Consider the following 17,219-nt stretch of genomic DNA (forward strand, 5'->3'; position numbering starts at 1 on the left):
CCGAACGATCGAAGCGATAGGATCGGGGCAAGAGCCAGAAGGAGATCGAGCGTGGGACTATTGCAGCGACTTGGGAAACTGGTGCGCGCCAATGTGAACGCGGCGATCGCCCAGGCGGAAGATCCTGAACAGGCCTTGGATCAGGCCCTGATGGACATGCAGGATGATTTGGTGCAGTTGCGCCAAGCGGTGGCCCAGGCGATCGCCACCCAAAAGCGCACGGAGCGCCAACGGGAGGCCGCCGCCCGCGCCGCTGAGGATTGGTATCGACGGGCCCAACAGTTGCTGAATGTTGGTGACGAGCCAGGGGCCCGATCGGCCCTGAGCCAGTGTCACGGTCAGCAAGACGCAGCCGCCCACCTTCAGGAACAGTGGGAAACCCAACGGGACACGATCGCCCAACTGCGCAACACCCTGCGGGATTTGGAAGCCAAGCTGCTGGAAACTCGCACCAAACGCGATTTGTACGTGGCCCGCGCCCGATCGGCCATGGCTACCCAACGAATGCACGACACTCTGAATTACCTGAGCCGGCCCAACAATCCGCTGGAGCGTTTGGAGTCTTGGACCATGGAACTCGAAGCTCGTGCCCAGTTGTCCCAGACCGCCGGTCGCGATCCATTGGAACAGGCCTTCCAAACCCTAGAGTCTGACCAGCGCCTCGATCGGGACTTAGAACAACTGAAAGCCCGTCGTCCCCCGGAGCTTCGATAATTTCGATCATTCAGCAGCATCACAAACCCGCCCTCGGGCGATTCCCGGCAGCGATTCCCAGCGGCGATTCCCAAACCTCCTAGCCGCCAAAATCCCCGGTTTTGGGCAATTGCACAGGGCCCGGGCCCCTCAGCCCCCCAATAGCCGATCACGGCGGGAGAGCTAACCGAACTTGCCATGGGCCGCTGATTTTCGGTATCTAGGCTAATAGGACGATCGCAACTGCCGGGCTTGATCACGCGGCCGTTGACCGATGGAGTTGGTAGTTTGGATAAAGCAGTTGGCCTTGGGGCCAAGCTTCCCAATCCCGATCGCTTCCCCGATTTAACCAGCAGGAGAGCCACCGTCATGGGCCTTTTCGATCGCGTCAGCCGCCTGATTCGGGCCAATGTCAACGACCTTGTGAACAAAGCCGAGGATCCCGAAAAAATCCTTGAGCAATCGATCATCGACATGCAAGAAGACCTGGTGCAAATGCGCCAGGCCGTTGCCCGGGCGATCTCCGCTCAACAAAAAATTCAGCAGCAATATAACCAGGCCCAAAGTGAGGCCAACCTGTGGCAACAACGCGCCCAACTGGCTCTGCAAAAAGGCGATGAAAGCTTGGCTCGCGAAGCCCTCAACCGCAAAAAGGTGCAGACCGAAGCTGCCACCGCCCTCAAGGGCCAACTGGATCAGCAAGTGGGGATGGTGGATCAGCTCAAGCGCAACCTGATCGCCCTGGAAGGGAAGATTTCGGAAGCCAAAACCAAGAAAGACATGCTCAAGGCCCGGGCCCAAGCCGCCAAGGCCAACGAGCAACTGCAAGGGGCCCTCAGCTCCATGAACACCGGCAGCGCCATGTCCGCCTTTGAGCGGATGGAAGAAAAGGTGCTGGAAATGGAAGCCCGCTCCACGGCAGCGTTGGAACTGAGCGGCGTTTCGTTGGAGCAACAATTTGCATCCCTGGAAGCCGGTAGCGATGTGGATGATGAACTGGCGGCAATGAAGGCGCAAATGTTGGGTGGTTCCTCAACGCCAGCGGGGGCCCTGCCGGCCAGCAATGCCGCACCAGCTACGGAGGCAAAAGACGCGGCGATCGATGCCGAGTTGGAAGCCCTGCGCCGCCAGCTCAACGACACCAAGTAGGCAGGACACCAAAACCGCCAAACCAAAAACTGCGATCGAGTTCGGGTGGGGGCGTGCGGCCGCGCGCCCCTGTAGCATTGCCTGTGCAGTGGTTAATTAACGCGTTTTGTGACCTAACCCGCAGGCGGCCGCCCCCTCGAAATATTGCCCTTACCGCCAAGACACCTGTGGATTTAAGATGCAAAAGGCGAATTTTCAGAAGCAAGGACAACGATCGTGAGTCAAGTGCGAGTCATTTCGGATGCCGAATTTGAAAGCGACGTGCTGGGAGCCTCGGGAACGCCCGTCTTAGCGTATTTTTGGGCATCTTGGTGTGGGCCTTGCCGGTTGATGAGTCCGAGTGTGGAATGGGCGGCGACCACCTGGGGCGATCGGCTCCAGATCGTGAAATTGGAAGTGGATCCTAACCCCGTCAGCGTCAAACATTGCCAGGTGGAAGGGGTGCCCGCCCTGCGACTGTTTCAGGATGGCCAATTGCTGGACACCAGCGAAGGGGCCCTGACCAAGGAGAAGTTGGCGGATTTCCTCAAGCCGCATGTGGGTGCAGTGCCCAGCGCGGTTTGAGGATCATCGCAGCAGCATCCTGAGGCTTCAATCCATGCAATTTGCCGATCGACTAAAACCGCTGCAATTTAACGTGTTTGCGGAAATGGATCGGGCGAAGGCTGCGGCGGCTGAAACCCACGAGATTGTGGATTTATCGCTGGGATCGGTGGACTTGCCCACTTCGCCCCACGTGCTGGCGGCGATCGGGGAAGCGCTCCAGGATCCCAGCACCCACGGCTACCAACTCTTTCGCAATACGGCGGCCTTCCGACAGGCGGTGGCCGATCGCTACGAACGGCAATTTGGCCTGGCGATCGACCCGGAAACGGAAGTGCTGGCCTTAATTGGCTCCCAGGAAGGAACCGCTCACTTACCTCTAGCGGTTTTAAACCCGGGGGATGTGGCCCTGCTGGGCGATCCGGGCTATCCCTCCCACTACGGCGGCGTGCATTTGGCGGGCGGTGAGGTTTATCCGATGCCGCTACTGGCAAAACATGGCTATTTGCCCCAGTTTGACCAAATTCCGCCGGCCGTGGTCGATCGGGCACGGCTGATGGTGCTGAACTATCCCCACAACCCAACCACAGCGGTCGCTAACCTGGACTTTTTCCGGCGGGCGGTGGCGTTTTGTCAGCAGCACGGCATGGTGTTGATTCATGATTTTGCCTACGACGGGATGGCCTTTGGCGATCGCCCGCCGTCGGTGCTGCAAGCGGATCCGGAAAAGACGGTTTCGATCGAGTTTTTCACCCTGTCCAAGGCCTTCAACATGGGCGGCTTTCGGGCGGGCTATGCCATCGGTAACCGTGACCTGATTTCGGCCCTGCGCAGTGTCAAGGCCGCCGTGGACTTTAACCAATACCAGGGCATCTTGAGGGGGGCGATCGCAGCGCTTCAGGGGCCCCAAGCCGATGTGCAAGAACGGTTAGCCATTTTTCGCGATCGCCGGGATGCGTTTGTGGCCGCCATGAATCGGATTGGTTGGCCCCTGGAAACGCCTCAAGCGACTATGTTTGCCTGGGCTAAGTTGCCGCCGCCTTGGGAAAACCAGTCGATCGAATTCTGTAAGCAACTGGTGGCTGCCACGGGAATCGCCGTAGCCCCGGGGGTGGGCTTTGGCCCCTCCGGCGAAGGTTATGTGCGCTTTGCGCTGGTGCAAACCCCGGAACAGTTGGCGCTTTCGGTCGATCGCATCGCCGCCTTTCTCAAAACTACTCTCAAAACTGCTGCGTTTGCATAAACCGCTTCGCCAGCCAATTACCAGGGCTAACCACAGAGGTTGACCTGAGTGATCGGCTGCTCGAAAACTGCCCAAAAACTGGTCAAAGGTAGGTCAAGAGTAGATCAACACTCAACACATAGACCAACCTTGCGCCCTCAGTCCCTACCAAGGATTACTGAAGGTGCGTACCGGTCGCCCACCGATGTTGGACTGGGATGGCTGTGTTACGGGTTCCGGAGCCACGGCCGGCTGGCTGGGCGGCGGGGCGATCGCGGGGCTGTTGGGAACCGTGTTGTAACCGGCGTTTAAGGGCACACCGGAACCCGTGGAACCATAGCCCGGCATCGGAGCTGTTGGGATTTTGGGCAAGGTGCTGCCCGCCGTTGCCGGGCCAGAACCATAGCTGGGATAACCGGTGGGGCTGCCAAAGCCGCCATAGTTCCCATTGCCGGCCCCAGCATTGGGAACCGCCACATTCGGTAGCGCGGGATTGGTTGTGCCGCTGCCGATGGTGGAAGTTGTGCCGCTGGAACCCGTCACGGGAACCGTCGGAGTGGTGGTGTTAGGGCTGGTGGTGGGGGGTGTGCCGCTGGAATCGCTGCTGCCATCACTGTTGTTGAGGTAGAGGCGATCGAGCGCCGCTTGCAGGGGACTCACGGGCTGGCCGGTGGTTGTCCCATTGCCATTGAGCATGGTCGAGCTTCCCCCCACGCTGTAGGTGCTGCCATTGGCACTGGCGGCCCGAGGGTCATTGCTCAAAAATTGATTCACCGCCCTTGGGGCCAAACCGCTGCCCTCGCCACCGCGCGATCGACTGCCCACGGGGCCCGCCGAACCGCCACTGAGCAACTGCAAAATATCCGCCAGCTCAGAGTTGGTATTGTTCGCCGTTTTTTCTTCATTCTGGCGATCGCGGTTATTGCGATTGTTCCGGCGCTGGTTTTGGGGCAGGGTTAGCTCCGTTGCCAACACATTAGACGAGTCAATATCAGCCGCCACCGAATCATCATCGGGCTGGGACTCCAGAATCGAGAGCCAATCCACCTTGTCCGGCTCAGGTTCGGCATTAGTCCAGCGATCGGGATTTTTCCAAAAAACCCAAGCCCCCAAGGTCGCCATCGAAATCGCCATGGCCGGCAACCAAATGAAGGGTTCACCCAACCAGCGCAGATTTCTCAGCACCAGCGTTAGGCTGAAGGTTTCGCGCAGTTGCGACACCCAACCCTCATGGGTTCCTGGCTCATGGGTTCCTGAGTGCGCCTTGTGGCCATGATGACCCGCCGGGTGATGGCTCGATGGGTGATGGCCCGATGAGTGATGGTGATGCTCGGACATAGTTAGGGTCACCGGAGCAGGATCAGAGAGTGGTTGGAGCGTCGGTTGGGGTTGGGGAGGCTGAACGAGAGCCGCTGGACAGAGACGGCGGAGAAGCGAGCGAAAACCCTAGACGAGAACGAGCCTTGGAGCGATGGCCCAGTTTTAGGTAACAATTGCTGCTTCCATTCTATCGGGTCTGGCAACCCTGCAGCCAGGGTCCAACCCCAAAGCCCCTCTGCCGCTGGGCCCGTCCCCTCAATTCGCCATTACCCAAACGGAGAACCGACACCAGCGATCGCCCCAAACGGCCCAACCTTGGTTTAGGGTGGCTTCTGGCTGATCAGTTGCCGGGAATCCCGAAAGGTTTGGTTGGATGAAAAACGCATGGGCTTGGATAGGGGCGCGATCGGGCGATCGGCGCTGGAGCATGGTGCTCAGTGGAGCCATGGCGTTGTTTTATGGCTGGCAGTCGGTGCAGTGGGCCACACGCAATCCCTATATCGTGCAAGACGATGTGCGCCAGCATGTGTTTTGGGCCTTTCGTTACCTGGATCCTGGCCTCTTCCCCGGCGACTGGATCGCTGACTATTACCAATCCGTTGCGCCCCTGGGCTATCAGTGGCTCTATCACGGAGCGGCCCTCCTCGGCTGGGATCCCCTAACGGTCAGTAAATATTGGCCGGTGATTTTGGGGTTGGTGACCACGGCGCTGACCTGGCGCGTGATGATTCGGCTGTTGCCCGTGCCGTGGGTGGCCCTGCTGGGTTGCATTTTGGTGAATCAAAGCCTGTGGATGGAGGATGATTTGGCCTCATCCACGCCGCGAGCCTTTGCCACGCCCCTGGTGTTGGCGGTGATGGATGCGCTGCTGAGTCGATCGCTCTGGGGCTGTTTAGGGGCGATCGCCCTCAGCGGTTTGTTTTATCCAATGGTGGCGGTGGTGGCGGCGGCGGCCCTGACTGTGAATTTGGGTCGGCGCTGGTGGGCCACTCGTCGGGGGCGATCGCATCCCGAAGCCCTGACTCCCCTGGACTGGCGCTTGGCGATCGGGGGCATTGCCATGGCCATTGCGGTGTTGTTGCCGGAACTGTTCACCAGCAGCGATTTTGGCCCCGTAATCAGCCGATCCCAAGCCGCCGCCCTGCCGGAATTTAACTTTGTGGGCAATGAATACGGGCGATCGTTCTTCTTTCACCCCAATCCGCTGATTTTTTGGCTGTTTGCCCCCCGCAGTGGTTTCCTGTGGGTGGGATTTGTGCCTCCGATCGCCCTGGCGGCCTTGGCCTTGCCCCGTTGGTTGAGCCGGCCCGCTCGCGCCCGTCAATTTCCCCTAGCCAGTCGCCTTTCGCCTCACTTGGCTATGCTGGGGGATTGGGTTTGGGGTGGGTTGGGTCTGTTTCTCGCGGCCCATGCCCTGCTGTTTCGATTGTATTTACCCAATCGCTATGGCTATGTGCCCTTGCGGGTGGTGTTGCCAGTGGCGGGGGCGATCGCCCTGGGCCTGTGGCTCGATCGGCAAATGCAAGCCACCCAATCCCAAAAACCGCGCTGGTTCTGGCCCCTGGTGAGCCTCGTTCTCAGCCTGTCGATCGTTGTGCCCATGGTTCCTAACTTGGCCGTGTCCAGCCAATTGCAAATGGAAGGACGCATGGCCGAAGTCTATGAATTTCTGCAAAAACAACCGAAGGATACCCTAGTGGTTTCCCTGTCCAAGGAAGCGGATTTCATTCCGATCTTTGCCCGGCGATCGATTCTCGCCAGCCGCGAATTTGCCCTGCCTTACCATTGGGGCTATTACCGAGTTTTGCGCCAACGTATTGAAGACACTATCCGCGCTCAATACACCAGCAACCTATCGGAGGTGCAAGCTTTTTTGCGGAAGTATCAAGTGAATTTTTGGTTATTAGAACCCTGGTCACTCTCAAAGTCTGACTTGGCAGATAACACTTGGTTACAGCAATTTCAGCCGCTCATTCAAGACGTGAGCGATCGGCTCGATCGCGGTGAAACTCCAGCTTTGGAACGGGCGATCGCTCCCTGTTCTGTCCTCGAAAATAAGCGCCTCCAACTGCTCGATGCCCGCTGCATTTTGCAACTGCCCTAACACTATCAAAAATCCAAAAATAACCGGTAACTTGAGAAGCCAGATTAGCTGAAAATCTCAGCTACTTTGAGGGTAAATTCAGCAAACAAGGGCGAGGTTAATTCGTCTTCGGCAAAGAGAGTAAAGACTAGCTCTAAACGGGCTTGCGATCGCCGATAAATCTCAACGGTTTGTTGTTGCCAATCCACGATCCAATATTCCCGCACACCGACGCGGGAATAGAGCTTTAATTTCACCTGGCGATCGCGCGTAATATCTTGGGAGGACTGGGAAGCGACCTCAACGATCAGCTCGGGAGCCGCTGTGAAATGACCGGCCTCATCAACACAGCTTGCGGCTCGCTCGTCACTAATCCAAATTAGATCCGGAATGACGTTTTGTTCTCCCGCAAAAATCAGCCCCGGTGTTTGCAAGGCTTCTCCGGTGCGGTTGTCTACATCCTGGGTGGGGAGCGATCGACAGAGGCGCGTTAAAACTCGCTGGTGTTTCCAGTGGGGCGCGCGGGTCACGTATAGGTCTCCGTCGATGATTTCGTAGCGATCGCCGGTGTTGGGGAAGAATTCTAAATCGGCGGTTGTCCACCGATTTTTCGGGTCAGCATTGGCAACCATGGGGGTTATCGCTGGGTCGGTTGAATGTGGTTCAAAGGGAGCTAAATATAATGTCGATAACAAAAATCGTGGGGAGCAAGGGGCTTAAGCCCCTTGTTTTCAACGATCACTGGGGCAGGCAGGAGGTCAATTCCGGCTTTTGAAATATCCTCTTAGTCTAAATGATCTGATTTCACTCCAATATTCGTTTGAGTAAATCTGGAGCAATCCGAAAGCCAGCTTGATGAATAAGATTGTTGATTGCTACTGGCAAGGATGCAAGCTGACCGTCTTGTTCCGCTCGGAGCAAAATTCCCAAAATACCTGTTACTTGCAATCCCAGAGATTTAGCGGTTTTTCGACCTTCTCGCTCATCTAAGAGTATCCAGTCAGCGTTGAGTTCTAGCGCGAGGGAAATTGCTTCGGATTCTCCTTGATCGAGAGTTTGCTTTAGCAGTCGAGTCAAGGACTGATCATGAGCTTCTTGAACTTCAATCCATCCTGAAGTGATCGCGCCTTGAATAATCGCAGATCCAGGGCGATTTTCACTGATTTTTAGTTCTTCTAAAACAGCTTTGGGAATGATGATTTTGCCAAATTGCTGTTGTAAAAGGAAAAGTTGATTAATGATGGCCAAGTTCAAAATTGGCGAGGTGTTGCTAACGACTAGCATAGGCGAGGTCATCGTCTAGTTCTTCATGGCTGTAATGTCGCAGAATTCCGCGTTGGGCAAGCAGTTGGCCGAAGTCGTATTTATCCATTTCAGCAAGTTCGCGGGCTTTACCGAAGGCCAGCAGATTTTGGGCATAGAGGGCGATCGCGAGTTCGCGCCGTAGTTCGCGCTCGATGCGGGGTTCTGGTAGGCGAATGGCTTGAACAATTGAATCGGGAATTGAGAGTTGTAGTCCCATGATTTTTGGGCGATCGCCTGCTGCCTGTTGGTCTTTGGATTGTGGCGATCTTAGCACCGCTGAAAGGAGGGAGGCAGGGCGATCGATTGCCCTAGGGGGCGATGATTGGGGGCTTGCCTCACAAAGGCGCTGGGCAGTGAGGGGAATGGGGCGCTAGGGTGGGGGCAGAGTTTTGGTGACGATTCACCGAGGGATTGAGGCGGCCCCATGGACGAGCAGCGACTTCAGGCTTATTTGCAATTAATTCAGCAGTTGTTGGCTTGTCCGGCGGGGGAAGAGGCAAGCGTTTTGCAAGGCCAGGCGAAGTTGGTGGATGCGGGGCTGGTGGAGGTGATGCGCCTAGTGGCTGACCAGATGGCGGCGGAGGGGCACAATAACGCCGGTTGGTTGCGGCAATTTGCGGGACAGGTGGCGCAGGCGCTGGGTCTGGAGCAGTCGAGTGCGAGCAACACGAAGGATATGGCTCAGTTTGTGGCAGAGGTGATGGGGCAGATTGCCCAAGCCCGAGGCAATCCGGCACAGGTTTATGGGTTTTGGCGGGCGAATTTAGATCGATTTAATCCAGAGTTTTTGGTGACGTTGCCGATCACGTTTCGACGTTTGATTGGGCAAAATAACCCTGAACTAATTGCAGCGGTTTTTAATGAGTTCGGCAACTTAATTCAGCAGTTTCCCTTGGGCCTTCGTTGGCTGAACTTGGAAATGGCGATCGCCGCCTACAAACGGGCGCTAGAAGTCGGAACCCGCGATGCCTTTCCTGAAGATTGGGCAGCAACCCAAAACAACCTGGCAAATGCTTACCGCAATCGCATCCGAGGCGAGCGCGCCGACAACCTGGAGCGGGCGATCGCCGCCTACGAACGGGCGCTGGAAGTCTATACCCGCAAGGCCTTTTCTGAAGATTGGGCAGCAACACAACACAACCTGGCTGTTGCTTACAGCAATCGCATCCGAGGGGAGCGCGCCAATAACCTGGAACAAGCGATCACCGCCTACGAACGGGCGCTGGAAGTTAGAACCCGCGATGCCTTTCCTGAAGGTTGGGCCATGACCCAAAACAGCCTGGCAAATGCTTACAGCGATCGCATCCGAGGGGAGCGCGCCGACAACCTGGAACTAGCGATTGCCGCCTACGAACGGGCGCTGGAAGTCAGAACCCACGATGCCTTTCCTGAAAATTGGGCAGCGACCCAAAACAACCTGGCAAATGCTTACAGCGATCGCATCCGAGGGGAGCGGGCGGACAACCTGGAGCAAGCGATCGCCGCCTACGAACGGGCGCTGGAAGTCTATACCCGCGATGCCTTTCCTGAAAGGTGGGCACTGATCCAAAACAACCTGGCAAATGCTTACAGCGATCGCATCCGAGGGGAGCGCGCCGACAACCTGGAACTAGCGATCGCCGCCTACGAACGGGCGCTGGAAGTCAGAACCCGTGAGGCGTTTCCGAAGGAATGCCGCCAAACTTCTGGATTACTCGGCTATCTCCACAGTGATTTACAAAACTGGGATGCCGCGACCCAAGCCTACGGGCAAGCTCTCGCCGCTGCGGAAGATCTTTATCAAGCCTGCACGCTGCTCGATAGCCAAGCCGGTGAACTCAAAGAAACCGCCGACCTGCCCCGCCGTGCAGCCTATGCCTACGCCAAAATTGGTCAACTCGCCAAAGCACTCGAAACGATCGAACGGGGCCGCGCCCGGGGCCTCAGCGAACGACTCCAACGCGATCGCGCCGACCTCGCACAACTCCAGCAGCAGCGCCCCGACCTATTTGATCGCTATCGCGACATCACCAACCAACTGCAAAACCTGGAAAGCCTCCAACGCGAACAGCAAGTCCGCGATCGCCAAGCCATCACCCCCGAACAACACCGCAACGAAGCCCAAAGACTCCGCCAGGACTTGACCGAGGCGATCGCCCAAATTCGCCAAGTTCCCGACTATGAAACCTTCCTGCAAGCACCCAGCCTCACCGAAATTCAACAAAACCTCAGCACCGAAGCACCCACCGTCTACCTGATTCCCACCCCCAACGGCAGCCTCGCCCTGATCGCCACCCCCCAGGCGATCGACCCCCTGTGGCTCGATGCGTTCCCCGAAGCCACCCTCACCGACTTGGTGCAAACCTGGCTCAACGCTTACCAGAATCAACGCAACAACTTCCCCGGCTGGCTGGAGGCGATCGACCAGGGAACCCGCCAACTGTGGGACAACCTGATGGCTCCCCTCATCGATCGCCTCAAACAACACAACCACACCCAAGCGATCCTGATTCCCACCGGCTTCCTCAGCCTCCTGCCCCTCCATGCCGCCTGGACACCCGACCCCAACCGCCCCACCGGCCGCCGCTACGCCCTTGATGAGCTGACCTTCACCTACGCCCCCAACGCCCAATCCCTCGTGGCCGCCCGCGCGATCGCCCAACGATTCCCCGACAGCCACCTCAATTCAATCCTGGCGATCGACAATCCCCGCCAAGACCTCCCCAGCTCCGAACGGGAAGTCCTGGCCGCCGTCAAAACCTTCCCCCGCCCCACCGTCCTACGGCACGAAAAAGCCACCACCGCCACCGTCGCTGCCAACCTGGGTCAACAGGCGATCGTCCATTTCTCCTGCCACGGAACCGTTGACTTCAACGAACCCCTCAACAGCGGACTGCTGATGAACGACAACCTGCTGACCCTGCGCGAGCTGTTTGCCCTCAAGCTCACCGAAGGCAACAAACATGGCATCCGGCTGGCCATCCTTTCCGCCTGCGAAACAGGCCTCCCCGGCCTGGACTTAGCCGACGAGGCGATCGGCTTGCCCGTCGGATTGTTGCAAGCAGGCGTGGCCGGGGCGATCGCCTCCCTCTGGGCCGTGAGCGACCTCAGCACCGCAATCCTGCTCACCAAGTTCTACGACCTCTGGCGCAACCACCACCTCACCCCACCCGACGCTCTCCGCCAAGCGCAACAATGGCTCCGCGCCGCCACCCTTGCCGAAATTCGCCAGCTCACAGGCATCGGGTTGCGAGGAGCTGAACACCCATTTACCCACCCCTACTACTGGGCAGGCTTCAGCTACACCGGCATATAATCCAGACATGAATCCCCGAGTCCACAGCGTTATTCCACGCAGCAATTACACACTTAAAATTCAGTTCACCAATCAAGAAGTGCGAGCTTATGATTGCTTATCGCTCTTAGATTTTGGCGTGTTTCAGGAACTCAGGGACGAAGCTTATTTTCGGAAAGTCAAGGTGTTCAATGGCACAGTTACTTGGCCCAATGAGCAAGATATTTGCCCAGACACGCTTTATCTAGACTCTATCCCTGTACCGATCGCAGCCCAGCCACTGTCAGCATGAACACCACCTACGATCGCGACTTTTATGCTTGGACACAGGAGCAAATCGCGCTGCTCCAAAATCGTGATTTCGGGGCGATCGACCTCCCAAATTTAATCGAAGAACTCGCCGCCATGGGTCGCCAGGAACGCGAACAGCTCGTCAACCGCTTAGGTGTTCTGATTGGTCATCTCTTGAAATGGCGCTATCAGCCTGAGATGCGAACCAATTCCTGGATCGGCACAATTCGTGAGCAGCGACGACGCATTCAGCGACTCTTGAAAAATAACCCCAGTCTCAAACCTTTTTTATCCGAAGCTTTTGCCGAGGCCTATCCCGACGGGCGCGATCTAGCCATTCAAGAAACTAACCTTGCTGATTCTGTATTTCCCGAAATTTCGCCATTTACGTTGGAATTTATTTTGTCAGACGAATTGGAATTCAGCCCATGATTCGACCGATTAAGCTACCGGAAAGCTGTTCATTTTCCGACTACTTTAAACTCAATGCCTACCCTGAAGAAATTTTGGCAAATTTCGGCTATGGCTTTGAACTAACTGAGATGACATTACCCCAGGCGGAATCATTGCCCTTTGCGATCGAGCCGCTACAATTACGGCTCAAGAAAACCATGCACCTGATCCGAGCGGACAACGAAATGGCTCGGCGGGAGTTTTTGATCGCACCCTTGCTTACGGAGGTAGTGCTGGCCACCAATAGTCAATTGCGGGTTAGCTATCCAGTGGAAGTTAGTAGCCAACTACGAGGCTCGATCGACTATTTCTTGCAAGCACGCGATCGCTTACTCGTGATTGAAGCCAAGGATGAAAACCTAGAGCGCGGATTCAAGCAACTCGCCGTTGAGCTAATTGCGATTGCCCAAGAAAACCAAGAAAGCTTAGTTCTGAAACCCCAACTTTGGGGAGCTGTTTCAATCGGGAAAATTTGGCAATTTTCGTTACTCGATTTTGAGAAAAAAGTGATTTATCAAGATCTAAACCTCTATTCAATCTTCACGGAATTGGAACATCTACTCCGAGTCTTGATTGGCATTCTAATGCATTAGCTCAGAATCACAAATGCCACACTAAAATTCTCAATTTGATTCATCTTCTAACCTGTCTTGATTAAAGCCCTCGAAACCGATGCTCTACACGGACGAAGATTTATTTGAGGCTGCTCGCACGATTCGCAGCGAATTACCGGATTTGTTGGCTCCCGAAACAGCACAAAACCTAGACAATCGCCTCGCTGAACTGCTGAATCAAGTACCTTTTGATCTGCGCAATCTACATTACGAAACAATCAGTGCGATCGCCACTCAAGTCGAAGAGTACTTAAACACACATGAATCTACAAAAACTTGGCTGCAATCCTTTCTGATTGACTCATCTAATGATCAGCGCAAAAGTTTTGAAGCCCTTCCCGGGAATGCCAGCTACGTTGCGACCGATAAATATATTTGTCCCCACGGTGACTATCGCTGGTCACGGCGCAGCGTCGGCCAACCGATTCCCCGTTGCCCAACCCATAATCTTTCCCTAATCCCGATCGCTGAATTTCAGCAGTTACGGTCTAATCCAGCGCAGGAGAACCCATGACTGCCAAGGTACTCGAAGGCGCAGGCGGCAAGGTTGCAGAACAGTGGATTTCGAGTCTGCTGACTTCTGCCATTGTCTTTTGGGCTGGGGGCTTAGTGGCGGTTATTCAGCGATTTGGCTGGCAACCCTTCACGGATTGGTTCACCAAACAGCCGGAACCATTACAGTTGGCTTTGTTGGTGGCCGTGCTGGGCGGGGCGATCGCCTCGGCTGCCGTGGTGGAACGGTTTCAACTGATGGCACTACGCGGTCTTGAGGGCTATTGGTATCCTATTTTTAATGGGTTTAAAGATCACTTCATTTGCCAGCAAATCAGGGCCAAGGGAAAACTTGAATCACAATTTCAAAAATTAGATAATCTCCCAAGGCTTACCAGTCGCGATCGCCAACTACGTATCAAGCTCGATCGCCAACTCAGTGATTTTCCTGTCCAAGATATTGATGTTATGCCCACGCCGTTGGGGAATATCTTGCGGGCGGCGGAGTTGCGATCGCTCGATAAATATGGGCTGGATGCGGTGATTTGTTGGCCGCGATTGTGGTTGTTGTTGCCCGAATCCGCCAAAGCAGATTTACAGGCAGCGCGGGCTGAACTGAATGCCACGGCCCGGCTGTGGATTTGGAGCTGGTTATTTTTGGTTTGGATGTTTTGGGCTTGGTGGGCAGCACTAATCGCCCTGTTCTCAATTTGCTTTGCCTATCACTGGGCGATCGCCGCGGCCAAAACCTATGGCGACTTGATCGAAGCGAGTTTTGATCTCTATCGTGGCTTGCTCTACGAGGCTTTGCGATTACCCTTTCCGAAGCAAGCAGACCAAGAACCGGCCGCCGGACGGATGTTAACTCAATATCTTTGGCGTGGTACTTTGCCAGAGTCCTATCAATTCATTGCAACTTCAGAAATTTCCCCAGTAATTGATCAATAGAAATTCGCACATGAAAACTAATTTCATGGCTTTGCTATCTCAGGCGATCGAGCATAGTTGTCTCCCGGATCCCGATCGCAACAAAGGTAGGCGAAAGGCTGGGGCATGATCGCAGACCCGTAATAATTGACGGCGAGGGGGATAATGACCATTCAATCCCCCGATCGCCCAGTGTTGCGGCTGCCAAATCTGTCATCGGGCAAGACTAGGAAGCCTTGGGAAATTCGTATCGCTTCAGCTCCGTGGTGGTTTGTAGCGCATTGCTGGCATCCCAAATTTGCCACTTCACTGGCCCAACACGATCGGCATACCACATCACCTTGCGGAATGCCGTTCCCGCTTTTTCTCCCGTAATTTCCACCCGAATTGTATTAAATTTGCCCGCTGGAACCGTGACCTCTTCCGCCGCCGCTGCCTTGAAGGATTCGGAGGCGTTCGTGGTGGCTGCACCCACCTGCTGACCAGTCCAAGACCATTGATCGCCCACCTTCGGTGGATTTTTTAAAATGGGCTTGATTGGATCATTGACCGTCTCGTTGGTCATGCCATTACGAGCCAACACAAACTTAATTTCCTTGACCCAACCTTCACCCTTGAGATAGAGCAAATTAGATGGCCCAAATCCTAAATCTTGTTCAGTGGTGTAGCGCATTTGCGAGCCGTCGCGATCGGCCCCAATCACCTTGATCAGCAAGTTGCCCGTTGTGCCCTGTGCTGCATTGGTCGTGGCATATTCCCAACGACCATTCAAAGGAAAGGGGTAATAGTCGGGTGGAGGTGGCGCGGCTTGCAGTCCCGTTGCCGTCAGCAGCGCGATCGCCAGTCCCACCACAAACCCAACAACCCAACGGCTGCCCACGAACTCCCCTAGCCGCTGCCAATTCATGGGGCTAGCTTGGCGCTGGGTTTGAGGCGGTCTCTGTTGTGTAATCTTTAGCTGGAAAAATATCATTTCAGATCCAGAACAACTACTCCCATCAAGATAGGCATTACCTGCCCGATTGCACAGGAAATATGTTGATCTGTTAAGCACTAACCCAATCAATAAAAACGAGGAGACCTTTTTTGTAATGTCTGATGATTTTGGTTTTGAAATTTTAAGTTTTTGACTTTAAGACCTTAAGTATTAATGAGACTTTAGTTGCTGAATTTTGGGTTAAATTTTGTTGATTCTCAAGGGTTTTCAGAATTGAATCAACTGGACTGACTTGGAGGACGTTGGGTAGGTCAACGGCTTCAAGGTTGATGCAACAACCCGCCCAGAAAACCAACAGGAAATGGGTGGGTTGATCGCCCGGATTAACCCACCCGATCGCGCGTTGGGAACCTAGCTCAAGTGCGATCGCACCACGGCGGCCAGGCGATCGGCCCAATGGCGCACCAAATCCGCTTCAGCCGCTTCCACCATCACGCGAATCACCGGCTCCGTGCCCGAAGCCCGCACCAAAATCCGGCCCGCATCGCCCATTTGGGTTTCGGCCTGGGCGATCGCCTCGGTCACGGGGGCGCAATCTTGCCAGCCCAACCGGCGCGCGCGATCCTCAACCCGCACATTTTCCAGCAGTTGCGGATATTTCTGGAAGCTGTCATCCACCCAGGAGGTGAGCGATCGCCCGGACTGCTTCACCAGGGCCGCCAAGTGCAGGGCCACCAACGTGCCATCGCCGCTGACGGCATAGTGACGGCAGAGGATGTGACCCGACTGCTCACCGCCGAGCATGTAGCCGCGATCGAGCATCGCCTTTTGCACGTATTGATCGCCCACGGCCGTGCGAATCAAGTTGCCGCCTTGTTTTTGCCAAGCCCGCTCAAAGCCCAGGTTGGCCATCACCGTCGAGACGATCGTCGCTTCTGGCAGCTTGTCGCTCGATCGCAGGGTTTGCCCCCAGAAATAGAGGATGTAGTCGCCATCGACCACGCGCCCTTGACCGTCCACCGCCAACACCCGATCGGCATCCCCATCAAAGGCGAAGCCCAGATCCGCTTGATGCTCAACCACCGCCGCCTTCAGGGACTCTAGGTGAGTTGAGCCGCAATTCACATTAATCCGATCACCGTCCGGTTCCCCGTGCAGCAGAATCACCGTTGCGCCCAACTCCTCAAACACCGCCGGAGCTACCTTGGCGCTGGCTCCCCAAGCCGTATCCAACACCACCTTCAAACCCGCCAACGGGCGATCGCCCCAGCCCTCTTGCTCCAGGGTTTGTTCCAGGGACACCGCATAGCCGCGCACCAGCTCGGGCCGGAAATAGCCGCGCCCGCAACCGGTCACGGGTTCCAAGCCGGGCAGCACGTGGTGACGCAGGGCCGATTCAATTTGTTGTTGGGCTTCTTTGGCCAGCTTGTGCCCATCGGGGCCGAAGAACTTCAAGCCGTTGTCGCCGGGCGGGTTGTGGCTGGCGGAAATCATCGCGCCCCCGATCGCCCCGGTCGCTTCCACTAAATAGGCCACGCAGGGAGTCGGGCAGAGGCCCACATTCCACACCTCCAACCCAGCCGCCGTCAGCCCCGCCGTCAGGGCCGCCGCCAACATTTCGCTGGAGTTGCGGGAATCTTGGCCAACGACGATCGCCCCTTTGCCCGATCGGGCCGCAAACACACGCCCAGCCCAATAGCCCACATGCAGCGCCAAGCTCGCGGTCAGCACCTCGCCCACGCGCCCGCGAATCCCGTCGGTTCCAAACAGGGGCACGCTCTCGGGAATTTCCAGGGGCGACAACCCATGCAGATTCAGATTCAAGCTTGGTTGCTCCAAATCCTGGGGTTTTTGGTTCAACCCAAGTTCGCCCGATTCGCGACCCAACCGAACAGGAGACGTAACCATAATTGCGC

The 17,219-nt window shown here is 56.1% G+C and carries 17 protein-coding genes; 11 read left to right on the forward strand and 6 right to left on the reverse strand.

What is annotated here, in order from left to right; genetic code table 11:
* Window positions 1-51 precede the first annotated feature (51 nt).
* From H6G52_RS12575 to H6G52_RS12590, 4 genes are all read left to right on the forward strand, one after another.
* Window positions 52-714 carry a PspA/IM30 family protein gene (locus tag H6G52_RS12575; RefSeq protein ID WP_190528751.1) on the forward strand — a complete coding sequence of 221 codons (663 nt, stop codon included), beginning with the start codon at window positions 52-54 and terminating at the stop codon, window positions 712-714.
* A gap of 348 nt (window positions 715-1,062) precedes the next feature.
* The gene (locus tag H6G52_RS12580) at window positions 1,063-1,842 is read left to right on the forward strand and encodes a PspA/IM30 family protein (protein ID WP_190528753.1); all 780 of its coding nucleotides are present in this window, start codon (window positions 1,063-1,065) and stop codon (window positions 1,840-1,842) included.
* 213 nt (window positions 1,843-2,055) lie between these two features.
* On the forward strand, window positions 2,056-2,406 hold the full coding sequence (locus tag H6G52_RS12585; RefSeq protein WP_099531524.1) for a co-chaperone YbbN: 351 nt from the start codon (window positions 2,056-2,058) through the stop codon (window positions 2,404-2,406).
* Window positions 2,407-2,440: 34 nt separating this feature from the next.
* Window positions 2,441-3,628 carry an LL-diaminopimelate aminotransferase gene (locus H6G52_RS12590; RefSeq protein WP_190528755.1) on the forward strand — a complete coding sequence of 396 codons (1,188 nt, stop codon included), beginning with the start codon at window positions 2,441-2,443 and terminating at the stop codon, window positions 3,626-3,628.
* 144 nt (window positions 3,629-3,772) lie between these two features.
* Here the strand turns inward: H6G52_RS12590 and H6G52_RS12595 are convergent, their stop codons facing one another.
* The gene (locus H6G52_RS12595) at window positions 3,773-4,957 is read right to left on the reverse strand and encodes a hypothetical protein (RefSeq protein WP_190528757.1); all 1,185 of its coding nucleotides are present in this window, start codon (window positions 4,955-4,957) and stop codon (window positions 3,773-3,775) included.
* A gap of 343 nt (window positions 4,958-5,300) precedes the next feature.
* Between H6G52_RS12595 and H6G52_RS12600 the strand changes: the two genes are divergently transcribed.
* Window positions 5,301-7,031, forward strand: coding sequence for a hypothetical protein (locus H6G52_RS12600; protein WP_190528758.1), 1,731 nt, complete (start codon window positions 5,301-5,303; stop codon window positions 7,029-7,031).
* A 44-nt stretch (window positions 7,032-7,075) separates the two neighbouring features.
* On the opposite strand, the gene H6G52_RS12605 is transcribed toward H6G52_RS12600, so the two are convergent.
* The 3 genes from H6G52_RS12605 to H6G52_RS12615 all read right to left on the reverse strand — a co-directional run bounded on the left by H6G52_RS12605 (window position 7,076) and on the right by H6G52_RS12615 (window position 8,532).
* Entirely contained in the window at window positions 7,076-7,642 is a 567-nt protein-coding gene (locus H6G52_RS12605) for a Uma2 family endonuclease (RefSeq protein WP_190528760.1), read from the reverse strand.
* 172 nt (window positions 7,643-7,814) lie between these two features.
* Complete coding sequence (locus tag H6G52_RS12610; protein ID WP_190528762.1) at window positions 7,815-8,294, reverse strand: DUF3368 domain-containing protein; 480 nt, start codon at window positions 8,292-8,294, stop codon at window positions 7,815-7,817.
* Entirely contained in the window at window positions 8,281-8,532 is a 252-nt protein-coding gene (locus H6G52_RS12615) for a UPF0175 family protein (protein WP_190354529.1), read from the reverse strand. Before H6G52_RS12615 ends, H6G52_RS12610 begins: the two co-directional genes overlap by 14 nt.
* 207 nt (window positions 8,533-8,739) lie before the next feature.
* On the opposite strand from H6G52_RS12615, the gene H6G52_RS12620 reads away from it, so the two are divergent.
* The 6 genes from H6G52_RS12620 (at window position 8,740) to H6G52_RS12645 (ending at window position 14,387) form a co-directional block, all read left to right on the forward strand.
* Complete coding sequence (locus tag H6G52_RS12620; RefSeq protein WP_190528764.1) at window positions 8,740-11,610, forward strand: CHAT domain-containing protein; 2,871 nt, start codon at window positions 8,740-8,742, stop codon at window positions 11,608-11,610.
* Between the two features lie 7 nt (window positions 11,611-11,617).
* Window positions 11,618-11,881, forward strand: coding sequence for a DUF2442 domain-containing protein (locus H6G52_RS19120; protein WP_190528766.1), 264 nt, complete (start codon window positions 11,618-11,620; stop codon window positions 11,879-11,881).
* Complete coding sequence (locus tag H6G52_RS12630; protein ID WP_242026362.1) at window positions 11,815-12,312, forward strand: DUF29 domain-containing protein; 498 nt, start codon at window positions 11,815-11,817, stop codon at window positions 12,310-12,312. Before H6G52_RS19120 ends, H6G52_RS12630 begins: the two co-directional genes overlap by 67 nt.
* A complete protein-coding gene (locus H6G52_RS12635; protein ID WP_190528770.1) occupies window positions 12,309-12,926 on the forward strand; it encodes a hypothetical protein in 618 nt (205 codons plus the stop codon). The genes H6G52_RS12630 and H6G52_RS12635 overlap by 4 nt, the downstream gene beginning before the upstream one ends.
* A gap of 79 nt (window positions 12,927-13,005) precedes the next feature.
* Complete coding sequence (locus H6G52_RS12640; RefSeq protein WP_190528772.1) at window positions 13,006-13,461, forward strand: hypothetical protein; 456 nt, start codon at window positions 13,006-13,008, stop codon at window positions 13,459-13,461.
* Window positions 13,458-14,387, forward strand: a complete 930-nt coding sequence (locus tag H6G52_RS12645) for a hypothetical protein (RefSeq protein WP_190528774.1) — start codon at window positions 13,458-13,460, stop codon at window positions 14,385-14,387. The genes H6G52_RS12640 and H6G52_RS12645 overlap by 4 nt, the downstream gene beginning before the upstream one ends.
* Window positions 14,388-14,592: 205 nt before the next feature.
* Here H6G52_RS12645 and H6G52_RS12650 read toward each other — a convergent pair whose 3' ends face one another.
* Together H6G52_RS12650 and glmM are read right to left on the reverse strand one after the other, a co-directional pair.
* Window positions 14,593-15,273, reverse strand: coding sequence for a hypothetical protein (locus H6G52_RS12650; protein ID WP_190528776.1), 681 nt, complete (start codon window positions 15,271-15,273; stop codon window positions 14,593-14,595).
* 441 nt (window positions 15,274-15,714) lie between these two features.
* Window positions 15,715-17,211, reverse strand: a complete 1,497-nt coding sequence (glmM, locus tag H6G52_RS12655; RefSeq protein WP_190528777.1) for a phosphoglucosamine mutase — start codon at window positions 17,209-17,211, stop codon at window positions 15,715-15,717.
* Between the last annotated feature and the right edge of the window lie 8 nt (window positions 17,212-17,219).

Origin of the sequence: Limnothrix sp. FACHB-881, assembly GCF_014698135.1 — a bacterium.
GTDB lineage: Bacteria > Cyanobacteriota > Cyanobacteriia > CACIAM-69d > CACIAM-69d > CACIAM-69d.

Coding starts and splice junctions, on each gene's coding strand:
- H6G52_RS19120 (WP_190528766.1), top strand. CDS start 11,618: ATGAATCCCCGAGTCCACAGCGTTATTCCACGCAGCAATTACACACTT.
- H6G52_RS12610 (WP_190528762.1), bottom strand. CDS start 8,294: ATGCTAGTCGTTAGCAACACCTCGCCAATTTTGAACTTGGCCATCATT.
- H6G52_RS12600 (WP_190528758.1), top strand. CDS start 5,301: ATGAAAAACGCATGGGCTTGGATAGGGGCGCGATCGGGCGATCGGCGC.
- H6G52_RS12635 (WP_190528770.1), top strand. CDS start 12,309: ATGATTCGACCGATTAAGCTACCGGAAAGCTGTTCATTTTCCGACTAC.
- H6G52_RS12605 (WP_190528760.1), bottom strand. CDS start 7,642: ATGGTTGCCAATGCTGACCCGAAAAATCGGTGGACAACCGCCGATTTA.
- H6G52_RS12650 (WP_190528776.1), bottom strand. CDS start 15,273: ATGAATTGGCAGCGGCTAGGGGAGTTCGTGGGCAGCCGTTGGGTTGTT.
- H6G52_RS12620 (WP_190528764.1), top strand. CDS start 8,740: ATGGACGAGCAGCGACTTCAGGCTTATTTGCAATTAATTCAGCAGTTG.
- H6G52_RS12590 (WP_190528755.1), top strand. CDS start 2,441: ATGCAATTTGCCGATCGACTAAAACCGCTGCAATTTAACGTGTTTGCG.
- H6G52_RS12615 (WP_190354529.1), bottom strand. CDS start 8,532: ATGGGACTACAACTCTCAATTCCCGATTCAATTGTTCAAGCCATTCGC.
- H6G52_RS12640 (WP_190528772.1), top strand. CDS start 13,006: ATGCTCTACACGGACGAAGATTTATTTGAGGCTGCTCGCACGATTCGC.
- H6G52_RS12580 (WP_190528753.1), top strand. CDS start 1,063: ATGGGCCTTTTCGATCGCGTCAGCCGCCTGATTCGGGCCAATGTCAAC.
- H6G52_RS12645 (WP_190528774.1), top strand. CDS start 13,458: ATGACTGCCAAGGTACTCGAAGGCGCAGGCGGCAAGGTTGCAGAACAG.
- glmM (WP_190528777.1), bottom strand. CDS start 17,211: ATGGTTACGTCTCCTGTTCGGTTGGGTCGCGAATCGGGCGAACTTGGG.